Origin of the sequence: Shewanella sp. 8A, from assembly GCF_023475945.1 — a bacterium.
Lineage (GTDB): Bacteria > Pseudomonadota > Gammaproteobacteria > Enterobacterales > Shewanellaceae > Shewanella > Shewanella xiamenensis.
This window is the reverse complement of record NZ_JAMDJP010000022.1, coordinates 42122-54942: the sequence shown is the minus strand read 5'-3', so window position 1 is coordinate 54942 and position 12821 is coordinate 42122. Positions and strand designations below refer to the sequence as shown.

Here is a 12821-nt window from a genome sequence, read left to right as displayed (position 1 = left end):
TATCAGTTCTTCGTTGAGGCCAAATCGAGTGGGGTAATGACTTCAACTAAGGACTGGTCTTTCAAATTTTGCTGACCACGGGTAACGACGAGCTCGCCAGGCTTGATACCAGAAACAATTTCAATTAAATCACCTTCGCGGTATCCGATTTGAACTTCGCGACGGTTAGCATTGGTACCGTCAATGACGTACAAGGCTTGCTTATTATCTTGATTGATTAAGGCGCTGTAGGGCACGGTAATCACATTTTCATGGGTGTCATATTTTAATTCGACCCGAGTGAACATCCCCGCTTTTAGGCGGGCGTCTTGATTTGGTACGGCCAAAGTGACTTTAAATGTGCCGCTTTGTGGATCCACGACAGGGCTGATACGTAGCACAGTTGCATGGATAGCATTTTTACTCTGTTGATTGCTAAATACTTGAGCTTCTTGGCCTAAACGCAAACTGGTTAATTGCTGCTCTGGTAGATGCACAATGCCGTGCAATTCATCTTGGTTAACGATATAAAACAATTCGCCATACTCTTTAGCCATATTGCCCGCTTTTACATACCGCTTGGCAATAATGCCATCAATAGGCGAAACCACATGGCTTTCCTTCACTTGTAGTTCGGCAAGATCCCGTCTAGCAATAGCTGCTTGCAAGTTGTATTCAAGCTTGGCCATAGAGTCAGCGCTAACAAATTCTTTATTATTCATTTTCTTTAAGCGGTTTAACTCTTGCTCAATGATTTTAACTTCCGCTTCGGAACGATCTAAATCATATTGCTGACGTTTGGCATCAATAACCGCTAGTATTTGTCCTTTCTTAACGCGGTCGCCTTCTTCCACATTAATGGCTTCGATTAGGCCAGCGATTCGACTGACAACATTCGCCTCCTGTGGGGCTTCAAGGGTGGCCGTAGTACTGTAAAAAGAAGAGACATTACCCTGAATCACGGTCGTCGTTTCAACGGGAATAGCATATTTTTCTTCTTTTTTAGCTACTTCCTCTTCACCACAAGCCGCCAACATTGACACTAATAAAACGGGTAGGGCGAACTTAATCATTTTAGACTTTTCCATAAGAACTGTTACCTATTGTTTGAATATAATGATGCTAAACAGCATAAAACGTGCCACTTGTTAAGTTGCTGTTTTTACTTGTTAATTATTATTTTTGACGATTTTGCGCTAAGATGAATACGCCAGATGTAGCTAAAAAGTTTAAAAAGTGATGAAAAATGCTAAATAAGTTTTCATCGTGGGGCAAGAAGCATGTCATCGGGTGAGGGGCTACTGTCTTAGTAGAACATGCCTAGAGTTAGAGTGAGATAAATGGCAATAAAAAAGCGCCCTTGAGGGCGCTTTGAATCAATAAACCGCAGTGCTTAGCGTTTATCTAGGTCGACGAAGTCACGCGCAGTCTCGCCAGTATAAAGCTGACGTGGACGGCTGATCTTGTGACCAGGTTGATCCAACATTTCTTTCCAGTGAGCAATCCAACCCACAGTACGCGCTAATGCGAACAGTACAGTGAACATGCTGGTAGGAATACCAATGGCTTTCATGATGATGCCTGAGTAGAAGTCGACGTTTGGATAGAGTTTCTTCGAAATGAAGTACTCATCTTCCAGCGCAATACGCTCAAGTTCCATGGCGACATCTAATAATGGATCTTGTACTTTTAGCTCTTTTAACACTTCGTGACAGGTTTCACGCATCACTTTGGCACGTGGGTCAAAGTTTTTGTAAACACGGTGACCAAAGCCCATCAGACGGAATGGGTCGTTCTTGTCTTTCGCACGGGCAATGAATTCAGGAATACGGTCTACTGAACCGATTTCCTCTAACATTTGTAGACAAGCTTCGTTCGCGCCGCCGTGTGCAGGGCCCCATAGAGAAGCAATACCCGCAGCGATACACGCGAATGGATTCGCGCCTGAAGAACCGGCTAAACGTACGGTTGACGTTGACGCGTTTTGTTCGTGATCCGCATGAAGAATGAAGATACGGTCCATAGCACGTTCAACAATTGGGTTTACCTTGTACTCTTCACAAGGAACGGCAAACATCATGCTTAAGAAGTTGCCTGCATAGCTTAAGTCATTACGTGGATAAACGAATGGCTGGCCTGAAGAGTACTTGTAGCACATAGCAGCAATCGTTGGCATTTTGGAGACTAGGCGATAAGCGGCGATTTCGCGGTGGCGAGGATCGTTGACATCGAGTGAGTCTTGATAAAATGCAGACAATGCACCAGTAACACCACACAACATCGCCATAGGATGAGCATCACGACGGAAGCCTCTAAAGAAGAAGGCGATTTGCTCATGCACCATAGTGTGGGTTTTGACTGTGTGTACAAACTCAGCATATTGCTCTTTTGTCGGCAGTTCACCGTAAAGCAGCAGATAACACAGGTCTAGGTAATCGGAGTCAACGGCAAGTTGCTCGATTGGATAGCCGCGGTGTAACAATATACCTAGATCACCATCAATATAGGTAATTGCAGATTCGCAGGAGGCTGTCGCAAGAAAACCCGGATCAAAGGTGAAGTAACCTTTGCTGCCAAGTTTACTGATGTCGATTACGTCAAAACCAGCGGATCCTTGCTTTACTGGCAACTCTATCGAGTCATTCCCTGGTAATTCTAATTTGGCTTTTAAATCAGCCATACCCCGTTCTCCTTACTTCGTTCTTATCTGTGAGTGCGGCATGTCAAACCGCCATTACTTTACAGCCATTGTAGATCACATTTCAATTTAAATAAGCGTTTAAATTTGTTAGACCATGGTATAAAACGCTTTACTTTCCTTGCTACAGCTGGCACTTACGCGAAAATTTTCCTAAAAAAACAAAATTTGCATTCTGTGATGTTTGTATTTGACATTTCCCGCGAGTATACTTGCCTCCGCCTAATAATGGCTGCAAACGATGATGTTAAAGCACCCTTTGTTTACATGTTAAATGAGTGAGTGTTCAAATAGTTATCTGTTTGTTTAAACTTTGCTTTTGTGTTTACTTTTGCTGTGATTAATCACTCAGTTTAAAGTTTGTACAAAAGCGGTTCACATAACAAAAAAAATGCTCAATGGAGCTGAGTGAGCAGAACGTGAAAAAGCAAAGACCTGTCCATTTAGATCTGCAGACCATTCGCTTTCCTGCAACAGCGATTGTGTCAATTCTTCACCGTGTATCCGGTGTCATCATGCTGTTCGCTGTTGGCATTCTTATTTGGTTGCTAAATTCATCTTTAGCCTCCGCTGAAAGTTTCGCAGGCGTACAATCTCTATTTGATAACTTTGTTGTGAAGTTCATCATTTGGGGCATTTTGACTGCTTTGACCTTCCATTTATTCGGTGGCCTGCGCCACTTAGTGATGGATACCGGTCGTTGGGAAGAGTTGGCTTCGGGCACCGCCTCAGCGAAAGCTGTATTTGTGTTAACGGTAGCCTTTTCAATTTTAGCGGGGTTATGGGTATGGTAACCAATGCAGCAAGTTTTGGACGCAGTGGTGTTCATGACTTTATTCTACTACGCGCTAGTGCAGTAATCCTCGCCTGTTACACCATTTTCATGGTTGGCTTTATTGCATGTAGTTCCCCTCTCACCTATGACGTGTGGCATGGCCTCTTCAGTGCTCTGCCAATGAAAGTGTTTACACTGCTCGCGTTAGTTGCATTGCTTGTTCACGCTTGGATTGGTGTATGGCAAGTATTGACGGATTACGTCAAGTGCACATCGTTACGCGGTGTTTTACAGTTCACCTTTGTCGTTACCGTTTTCTGCTATTTAGCGGCCGGCATTGTTATTGTGTGGGGTGTCTAAGTGAGTATTCCAGTACGCGAATTTGATGCTGTTGTGATCGGCGCCGGTGGCGCAGGTATGCGTGCAGCACTACAGATTTCTAAAGAAGGTAAGAGCTGTGCGCTTTTATCTAAAGTATTCCCAACCCGTTCTCATACTGTGTCTGCGCAGGGTGGTATCACCGTTGCGCTGGGTAACGCCCATGAAGATCATTGGGAACAACACATGTACGATACCGTAAAAGGTTCCGACTTTATCGGTGACCAAGACGCTATCGAATTTATGTGTCAAACCGGACCAGAAGCCATTATTGAACTTGAGCACATGGGCTTACCATTCTCTCGTTTCGAAAATGGTAAGATTTACCAACGTCCTTTTGGTGGTCAATCTAAAAACTTCGGTGGTGAACAAGCTGCACGTACCGCAGCAGCGGCAGACCGTACCGGTCACGCACTGCTTCACTGCTTATACCAACAGAACGTAAAACACAAAACCCAAGTGTTCTCTGAATGGTATGCCCTCGATTTAGTGAAGAACCAAGACGGTGCCATCGTAGGTTGTACTGCGATTGAAATCGAAACTGGTGAAATCGTTTACTTCAAAGCCAAAGCCACTGTATTAGCTACAGGCGGTGCTGGTCGTATCTACGCTTCTACCACTAACGCTCACATTAACACTGGTGACGGTGTCGGTATGGCAATGCGTGCTGGCGTTCAGATGCAAGATATGGAAATGTGGCAATTCCACCCAACCGGTATCGCTGGTGCGGGTGTACTTGTGACTGAAGGTTGTCGTGGTGAAGGTGGTTACCTGCTAAACAAAGACGGTGAGCGTTTTATGGAGCGTTATGCACCAAACGCGAAGGATTTGGCATCTCGTGACGTAGTTGCACGTTCTATGATGACCGAAATCCGTGAAGGCCGTGGTTTAGATGGTCCATTAGGCCCACACTGCTTACTGAAACTCGATCACTTAGGTAAAGAGACTTTAGAAGCCCGTCTACCAGGCGTGTGTGAATTATCTCGTACCTTCGCTCATATCGATCCGGCTGATGGTCCGATCCCTGTTCTGCCAACTTGTCATTATATGATGGGTGGTCTGCCAACTAAGGTGAGTGGTCAGGTTATTCGTAAGAATGCTGATGGCACTGAGCAAGACGTAGTGGGTCTGTTTGCTGTAGGTGAGATTGCCTGTGTGTCTGTACATGGCGCGAACCGCTTAGGCGGTAACTCATTGCTAGATTTAGTGGTCTTTGGCCGTGCAGCAGGTCAACACTTAGGCAAAGCGCTCGATGAGACTGCCGATCCTAAGGATGCGACTGATGCTGATATTCAAGCTTCTCTGGCACGTTTACAACGCTGGGAAAACAATAAAGATGGCGAAGATCCTGTGCAAATCCGTAAGGATTTACAACTTTGCATGCAATTAAACTTCTCTGTATTCCGTCGTGGCGATGCCATGGCTGAAGGTTTAGAGCAGTTAAAAGCCATCCGTAAGCGTTTAGAAAATGCTAAATTGTCTGATAACTCTCGTGAGTTTAACACCCAACGTATTGAGTGTTTAGAATTAGACAACTTGATGGCGACGGCGATTGCTACCGCTTATGCTGCTAACTTCCGTACAGAGAGCCGTGGTGCTCACTCACGTGAAGACTATTTAGAGCGTGACGATGAAAACTGGCTATGCCACAGTTTGTTTGACCCTGTGACTGAAACCATGGACCGTCGTGCTGTGAATATGGCGCCTAAGTTGCGTGAAGCTTTCCCGCCGAAGAAACGTACCTACTAGTAGGAGTTGCAAAGATGAAATTGGAATTTGCAGTTTATCGCTACAATCCTGATGTAGATACAAAACCTTACATGCAGGATTACAGCCTTGAAGTGGCTGCTGGCACTGACATGATGGTGCTCGATGCACTGATCAAGTTAAAAGAACAAGACCCAACCTTAGTGTTCCGTCGCTCTTGCCGCGAAGGTGTTTGTGGCAGCGATGGCCTGAACATGAACGGTAAAAACGGTCTGGCTTGTATTACCCCAATCTCTACTTTTAAAGGTAAGAAGTTGGAAATCCGTCCACTGCCAGGTATGCCAGTTGTACGTGATTTAGTGGTTGATTTAACTCAGTTCTACAAGCAATACGAGAAGATTAAACCCTTCCTTATCAACGATGATAAGCAGCCTGCTCGTGAACATTTACAGTCACCTGAACAACGTGCCCATTTAGATGGTCTTTATGAATGTATCATGTGTGCCTGTTGTTCAACGGCTTGTCCATCATTCTGGTGGAATCCTGATAAGTTTATCGGTCCTAGCGGTCTGCTGCATGCTTACCGTTTCTTGATCGACAGTCGCGATACAGCAACAGAAGAACGTCTTTCTGAGCTGGACGACGCCTACAGCGTGTTCCGTTGCCACGGCATCATGAACTGCGTTGACGTTTGTCCAAAAGGACTTAATCCGACCAAAGCAATCGGTCATATTAAGTCAATGCTGCTTAAGCGAGCGGTGTAATGCGAGAACCTGAGCTGAAATCAATAATAATATAGCTCTCAAAGAGTCACTTTCTGGGCATAGAAGGTGGCTCTTTTGTGTATGTAATGGAAGACAACGCGCCGTGAAATCTGGATATTCTAGGGGCGGCAGAAATTATGTATCAAAGGTACTGACCTGAGATCACATAAAAAAACTATGGCTAAGCACGTGTATAAAGTTTGAAAGGAATAGAAATGCACCAAGGCATCATGAAAGCCTGGCTCGAATCATCTCACTTAAGTGGTGCAAATTCGACCTACGTAGAAGAGATGTATGAAGCCTATCAAGAAGACCCTCAGTCAGTTTCTGACGATTGGCGTGCGGTTTTTGATAATCTCCCTCCGGTGAACGGTGCCTCTAAAGACGCGCCAGAAGCGGCCCACTCAAAAGTACGTGATTATTTTCGCAGTTTAGCGATGGAAGGACGTCATAAGAGCGCCGCTCGTGTGACCGATCCTGAGTTGGATGCTAAGCAAGTTAAAGTGCTACAGCTAATCAACGCCCACCGTTTCCGTGGTCACCAAGGTGCTAACCTTGACCCGTTAGGTTTGTGGAAACGTGAACCTGTTGCCGATTTAGATCCCGCATTCCACGGTCTAACCAAAGAAGACATGGAGCGTGAGTTCAACACTGGCTCATTCGCCCATGGCGGCGAAACCATGAAGTTGGCTGATTTAGTCAAAGCGCTAAAAGCCACTTACTGTGGTTCTATCGGCGCCGAATACATGCATATTACCGACACCGATGAAAAGCGTTGGATCCAACAACGTCTCGAACCATCCTTAGGTAAAGCCAACTACGATAAAAACGTTAAGACCCGCATTCTTGAAGGCCTAAATGCTGCTGAAGGCATTGAAAAATACTTAGGTGCTAAATTCCCTGGTGCGAAACGTTTCTCGTTAGAAGGCGGTGATGCACTAGTACCTATGATGCGCGAAATTATTTATCGTGCAGGTGAAGCGGGCACTAAAGAAATCGTCGTCGGTATGGCTCACCGCGGTCGTTTGAACGTCCTTGTGAACGTATTAGGTAAGCGTCCTGCTGAACTGTTTGATGAGTTTGCGGGTAAGCATGCTGATACTCATGGTTCTGGTGACGTGAAATACCACCAAGGTTTTTCATCTGACTTTGAAACACCGGGTGGCAATGTGCATTTAGCGCTGGCCTTTAACCCGTCTCACCTTGAAATCGTTAACCCTGTGGTTATGGGGTCTGTACGTGCTCGTCAAGACCGCCGCGGTTGTAAAGATGGTTTACAGGTGATGCCAATCACAATCCACGGTGACTCTGCCATTACTGGTCAAGGTATCGTACAAGAGACATTCAACATGTCTCAGACCCGTGGCTTTAAAGTGGGTGGTAGTATCCGCATCGTTGTCAACAATCAAGTGGGCTTTACCACTTCAAATCACCACGATGTGCGTTCAACTGAATACTGTACTGACATCGCTAAGATGGTACAGGCGCCGATTTTCCACGTAAATTCAGACGATCCAGAAGCGGTTGCCTTTGTTGCGCAGTTGGCCGTTGATTACCGTAACGAATTTAAACGTGATGTGGTGATTGATTTAGTGTGTTACCGCCGTCATGGCCACAACGAAGCTGATGAGCCAAGTGCAACTCAGCCACTGATGTATGCCAAGATCAAGAAACACCCAACGCCACGTAAGATTTACGCTGACAAACTGATCGCAGAAAACACCATTGCTGCCGATGATGTGACCAGCATGATCAACACTTATCGTGATGCCTTAGATCAAGGTGATTGCGTAGTGAAAGAATGGCGTCCAATGACACTGCACACCGTGGATTGGACTCCTTACATTGGTCGCGAATGGGATGAAGCCTATGACGCTTCACTGCCTATCGAACGTTTGCAGAAACTAGCCGATAAGTTGAGCTACGTGCCTGAAAGCCATTCACTGCAATCCCGTGTTGCTAAGATTTATAGTGACCGCGTCGCGATGGCAAAAGGTGAGAAGTTACTCGACTGGGGCTTTGCTGAAACCTTAGCTTACGCAACGATTCTTGAAGATAAACAACGTGTTCGTATTACTGGTCAAGACTCTGGTCGTGGAACCTTCTTCCACCGTCATGCGGTTCTGCACAACCAAAACGATGCGACTACGTATTTACCACTGCGTAATATTGCCGAAAACCAAGGCCCAATCGACATCACTGACTCAGTATTGTCTGAAGCGTCAGTACTTGCCTTCGAATACGGTTATGCAACCGCAGAACCCGGCGGTCTGGCGATTTGGGAAGCACAATTCGGTGACTTTGCCAACTGTGCGCAAGTGGTTATCGACCAGTTCTTGTCCTCTGGTGAGCAGAAGTGGGGCCGTTTATGCGGTCTGACCATGCTGTTACCACATGGCTATGAAGGCCAAGGTCCAGAACACTCAAGCGCCCGTTTAGAGCGTTTCTTGCAGCTATGTGCTAACCACAATATGCAAGTGTGTGTGCCATCAACGCCAGCTCAGGTTTACCATATGCTGCGTCGCCAAGTGGTGCGCCCAATGCGTCGTCCACTGGTGGTTATGTCACCTAAGTCATTGCTACGTCACCCATTAGCGGTTTCTAGCATGGAAGAATTGGCTAATGGCAGCTTCCAAAACGTGATCGGTGAAATCGATACGTTAGAGGCGAGCAAGGTCGATCGCGTGGTGTTCTGTAGCGGTAAGGTATACTTCGAGCTGCTGGAAAAACGCCGTAAAGAAAATATCAATAACGTCGCAATAATCCGTGTCGAACAGTTATATCCGTTCCCGCATGAAGAAATGGTTGCAGCCTTAGCTGATTACCAACATGTGAAGGATTTTGTATGGTGTCAGGAAGAGCCGCAAAACCAAGGTGCTTGGTACTCTAGCCAACATCACTTCTGGGCTGCTATCCCTGCGGGTGCAAAACTGACCTATGCTGGCCGTGAAGCGTCTGCTGCACCAGCTTGTGGTTACCCAGAGCTGCATGCTCACCAACAAGAATCTTTAGTGAACAGTGCGTTAAAGCTCTAATTGATAAGACTGTAGTCATAGACATTTTATAAAAAGGATCGTTTTTCATGAGTATCGAAATCAAGGTACCCGTACTGCCAGAATCTGTTGCCGACGCAACTATCGCCACTTGGCACGTAAAAGTGGGTGAACAAGTTTCTCGTGATCAAAATCTGGTTGATATTGAAACTGACAAAGTGGTGCTGGAAGTGGTTGCACCAGAAGATGGTCATATTGGTGAATTTCTATTCCACGAAGGTGACACCGTTCTGGGCGAGCAAGTGATTGCTAAGTTCATTGCTGGCGCGGTTTCTGGACAAGAAGTGACTAAAGCGCAAGCTGAAGCTGCTGCACCTGCTGCTGCGACAGAAGAGTCTAACGATGCGTTAAGCCCATCAGTACGCCGTTTACTGGCTGAACACAATGTTGATGCGAGCAAAGTGAAGGGCACTGGTGTGGGTGGACGTATCACTAAAGAAGACGTTGAAGCCTTTATCAAGTCTGCACCTAAAGCGGCTGTAGCACCTGCGGCTCCTGCGGTACAACCTTTAGCGGCGGGTCGCAGCGAGAAACGTGTACCAATGACACGTTTACGTAAGACTATCGCTAACCGTTTATTAGAAGCGAAAAACTCTACCGCAATGCTCACGACCTTCAACGAAGTGAACATGAAGCCCATCATGGATATCCGTAAGCAATACCAAGATATCTTTGAAAAGCGCCACGGTATCCGTTTAGGTTTCATGTCTTTCTACGTGAAAGCGGTGACTGAAGCCCTGAAACGTTTCCCAGAAGTGAACGCGTCAATCGACGGTGACGATATCGTTTATCACAACTATTTTGATGTGAGCATCGCAGTATCTACGCCGCGCGGTCTGGTAACTCCAGTGCTGCGTGACACCGATACCATGAGCTTGGCTGATATCGAAAAAGCAGTACGCGATCTGGCGATCAAAGGCCGTGATGGCAAGCTGACTGTGGCTGATATGACGGGCGGTAACTTCACTGTGACTAACGGTGGTGTATTCGGCTCGTTAATGTCTACCCCAATTTTAAACCTGCCACAAAGCGCGATTTTAGGCATGCACGCCATTAAAGACCGCCCAATGGCAGTGAATGGTCAGGTTGAAATCCTGCCCATGATGTACCTAGCTCTCTCATATGACCATCGTATTGTCGATGGCCGTGAGTCAGTTGGCTTCTTAGTCGCCATTAAAGACTTCTTGGAAGACCCAACTCGTCTGCTGCTTGATCTGTAATCCAACTCAATAAACGATTTAGTTTAAAGAGTTTATTAAAGACAAAAGTAAGACATACCCTCGTGACTGGTCCAAACGGGCCAGTTGGATTTGATTAGAAGTATACGGATAGATCATCATGAATTTGCATGAGTATCAGGCAAAATCCCTATTTGCCGAATATGGTTTACCAGTGTCAGAAGGTTTTGCTTGTGATACAGCCCAAGAAGCTGTAGAAGCAGCTGGCCGTATTGGCGGAAATTTATGGGTTGTTAAGTGTCAAGTACACGCAGGCGGCCGCGGTAAAGCGGGTGGCGTTAAAGTCACTGGCGATAAAGAAGAAATCAGAGCCTTTGCCGAACACTGGTTAGGCAAAAATCTGGTGACTTATCAAACAGATGAGAAAGGTCAGCCAGTTGCTAAAATTTTAGTAGAAAGCTGCACCGACATCGCTAACGAACTGTACTTAGGTGCAGTAGTTGACCGTAGCACCCGTCGTGTGGTGTTTATGGCATCAACTGAAGGTGGTGTTGAGATTGAGAAAGTGGCCGAAGAAACGCCAGAACTCATTCACAAAGCGATCATCGATCCCCTGACGGGTCCTCAGCCATACCAAGCGCGTGATCTTGGCTTCAAACTGGGCTTAAACCCAACTCAAATGAAGCAATTCACCAAGATTTTCATGGGTCTGGCAACGATGTTCGTTGATCACGATTTCGCACTGCTGGAAATCAACCCACTGGTTATCACCACTGAAGGTAACCTGCACTGCTTAGACGGCAAAATTGGTATTGATGGCAACGCACTGTTCCGTCAACCAAAAATCAAAGCAATGCACGATCCATCACAGGATGACGCCCGTGAAGCTCACGCTGCAATGTTCGAACTGAACTATGTTGCGTTGGACGGAAACGTAGGTTGTATGGTGAACGGTGCTGGTCTGGCGATGGGTACGATGGACATCGTTAACCTGCACGGTGGCAAGCCAGCTAACTTCCTCGACGTAGGTGGTGGCGCGACGAAAGAACGTGTTGCTGAAGCATTCAAGATCATTCTGTCTGATAGCAATGTGAAAGCCGTTCTGGTTAACATCTTCGGTGGTATCGTACGTTGTGACATGATCGCAGAAGGTATCATTGGCGCGGTTAAAGAAGTTGGCGTTAAAGTTCCAGTTGTCGTGCGTTTAGAAGGTACTAACGCTGAATTAGGCCGTGAAGTATTAGCTAAATCAGGTCTTGATATCATTGCAGCTAACAGTCTGACTGATGCGGCTGAGCAAGTAGTTAAAGCTGCGGAGGGCAAATAATGTCTGTATTAATTAACAAAGATACCAAGGTAATTTGCCAAGGCTTTACCGGTGGTCAAGGTACTTTCCACTCTCAACAAGCTATCGATTACGGTACGCAAATGGTCGGTGGTGTATCTCCAGGTAAAGGCGGCAGCGAGCACTTAGGTCTGCCAGTGTTCAACACTGTGAAAGACGCTGTGGCTGCGACCGGCGCAACGGCTTCTGTTATCTACGTTCCAGCGCCTTTCTGTAAAGACGCTATCCTCGAAGCTATCGACGGTGGTATTGAGCTTATCGTTTGTATCACTGAAGGTATCCCAACACTGGATATGCTGGAAGTGAAAGTGAAGCTAGAAGAAACTGGCGTTCGCATGATCGGTCCAAACTGCCCAGGTGTTATCACCCCAGGTGAATGTAAGATTGGTATTATGCCAGGTCACATCCACTTAAAAGGTAAAGTGGGTATCGTTTCTCGTTCTGGTACGCTGACCTATGAAGCGGTTAAGCAAACCACTGACGAAGGTTTCGGCCAATCTACTTGCGTAGGTATTGGTGGTGACCCAATCCCAGGCACTAACTTCATCGACGTATTGGAAATGTTCCAAAACGATCCACAGACTGAAGCCATCGTGATGATTGGTGAAATCGGTGGTACTGCTGAAGAAGAAGCTGCGGCATACATCAAAGCTAACGTGACTAAACCAGTTGTTTCTTACATCGCGGGTGTTACTGCTCCTGCGGGTAAGCGTATGGGTCACGCGGGTGCGATTATTGCCGGCGGTAAAGGTACTGCTGCTGACAAATTTGCTGCATTAGAAGCAGCGGGCGTGACCACTGTCCGCTCGTTAGCGGATATCGGCAAAGCGCTGCGTGCTAAAACCGGTTGGTAATCTAACCGTTAACACACGAAAAGGCGCCTAAGGCGCCTTTTTTATTGTGCATCTGTTAGCCAGTACTCTGGTGGAAGTGTGAGAATGGAC

Annotated in this window: 10 protein-coding genes; 8 read left to right on the top strand and 2 right to left on the bottom strand. The window is 46.4% G+C overall.

Annotated features, from left to right (window positions below; genetic code table 11):
• Nucleotides 1-2: 2 nt before the first annotated feature.
• Nucleotides 3-1067: an efflux RND transporter periplasmic adaptor subunit gene (locus M0413_RS16220; protein WP_037425620.1), complete on the bottom strand. Its 1065-nt coding sequence runs from the start codon at nucleotides 1065-1067 to the stop codon at nucleotides 3-5.
• A gap of 305 nt (nucleotides 1068-1372) precedes the next feature.
• Nucleotides 1373-2659 (bottom strand): citrate synthase, encoded by a 1287-nt coding sequence (locus M0413_RS16215; protein ID WP_055648116.1) that lies wholly within the window; start codon nucleotides 2657-2659, stop codon nucleotides 1373-1375.
• Between the two features lie 416 nt (nucleotides 2660-3075).
• Between M0413_RS16215 and sdhC the strand changes: the two genes are divergently transcribed.
• The 8 genes from sdhC to sucD all read left to right on the top strand — a co-directional run bounded on the left by sdhC (nucleotide 3076) and on the right by sucD (nucleotide 12731).
• Nucleotides 3076-3471, top strand: coding sequence for a succinate dehydrogenase, cytochrome b556 subunit (sdhC, locus tag M0413_RS16210; protein WP_037417467.1), 396 nt, complete (start codon nucleotides 3076-3078; stop codon nucleotides 3469-3471).
• Entirely contained in the window at nucleotides 3465-3812 is a 348-nt protein-coding gene (gene sdhD, locus M0413_RS16205) for a succinate dehydrogenase, hydrophobic membrane anchor protein (RefSeq protein WP_011622411.1), read from the top strand. The genes sdhC and sdhD overlap by 7 nt, the downstream gene beginning before the upstream one ends.
• Nucleotides 3813-5579, top strand: a complete 1767-nt coding sequence (gene sdhA, locus M0413_RS16200) for a succinate dehydrogenase flavoprotein subunit (protein WP_047536607.1) — start codon at nucleotides 3813-3815, stop codon at nucleotides 5577-5579. It begins immediately after the preceding gene.
• 14 nt (nucleotides 5580-5593) lie between these two features.
• Nucleotides 5594-6301: a succinate dehydrogenase iron-sulfur subunit gene (locus M0413_RS16195; RefSeq protein ID WP_037417461.1), complete on the top strand. Its 708-nt coding sequence runs from the start codon at nucleotides 5594-5596 to the stop codon at nucleotides 6299-6301.
• A gap of 215 nt (nucleotides 6302-6516) precedes the next feature.
• Entirely contained in the window at nucleotides 6517-9336 is a 2820-nt protein-coding gene (gene sucA / locus M0413_RS16190; protein ID WP_037417459.1) for a 2-oxoglutarate dehydrogenase E1 component, read from the top strand.
• Nucleotides 9337-9383: 47 nt separating this feature from the next.
• Nucleotides 9384-10574, top strand: coding sequence for a 2-oxoglutarate dehydrogenase complex dihydrolipoyllysine-residue succinyltransferase (odhB, locus tag M0413_RS16185; RefSeq protein ID WP_099457926.1), 1191 nt, complete (start codon nucleotides 9384-9386; stop codon nucleotides 10572-10574).
• Between the two features lie 118 nt (nucleotides 10575-10692).
• Nucleotides 10693-11859 (top strand): ADP-forming succinate--CoA ligase subunit beta, encoded by a 1167-nt coding sequence (gene sucC / locus M0413_RS16180; protein WP_037417455.1) that lies wholly within the window; start codon nucleotides 10693-10695, stop codon nucleotides 11857-11859.
• Entirely contained in the window at nucleotides 11859-12731 is an 873-nt protein-coding gene (gene sucD, locus M0413_RS16175; protein ID WP_037417452.1) for a succinate--CoA ligase subunit alpha, read from the top strand. The genes sucC and sucD overlap by 1 nt, the downstream gene beginning before the upstream one ends.
• The last annotated feature ends 90 nt before the right edge of the window (nucleotides 12732-12821 follow it).

Excerpts from the sequence above, each read along its gene's own strand:
- M0413_RS16220 (WP_037425620.1), bottom strand. The coding sequence starts at position 1,067 with ATGGAAAAGTCTAAAATGATTAAGTTCGCCCTACCCGTTTTATTAGTG.
- M0413_RS16215 (WP_055648116.1), bottom strand. The coding sequence starts at position 2,659 with ATGGCTGATTTAAAAGCCAAATTAGAATTACCAGGGAATGACTCGATA.
- sdhC (WP_037417467.1), top strand. The coding sequence starts at position 3,076 with ATGGAGCTGAGTGAGCAGAACGTGAAAAAGCAAAGACCTGTCCATTTA.
- sdhD (WP_011622411.1), top strand. The coding sequence starts at position 3,465 with ATGGTAACCAATGCAGCAAGTTTTGGACGCAGTGGTGTTCATGACTTT.
- M0413_RS16195 (WP_037417461.1), top strand. The coding sequence starts at position 5,594 with ATGAAATTGGAATTTGCAGTTTATCGCTACAATCCTGATGTAGATACA.
- sucA (WP_037417459.1), top strand. The coding sequence starts at position 6,517 with ATGCACCAAGGCATCATGAAAGCCTGGCTCGAATCATCTCACTTAAGT.
- odhB (WP_099457926.1), top strand. The coding sequence starts at position 9,384 with ATGAGTATCGAAATCAAGGTACCCGTACTGCCAGAATCTGTTGCCGAC.
- sucC (WP_037417455.1), top strand. The coding sequence starts at position 10,693 with ATGAATTTGCATGAGTATCAGGCAAAATCCCTATTTGCCGAATATGGT.
- sucD (WP_037417452.1), top strand. The coding sequence starts at position 11,859 with ATGTCTGTATTAATTAACAAAGATACCAAGGTAATTTGCCAAGGCTTT.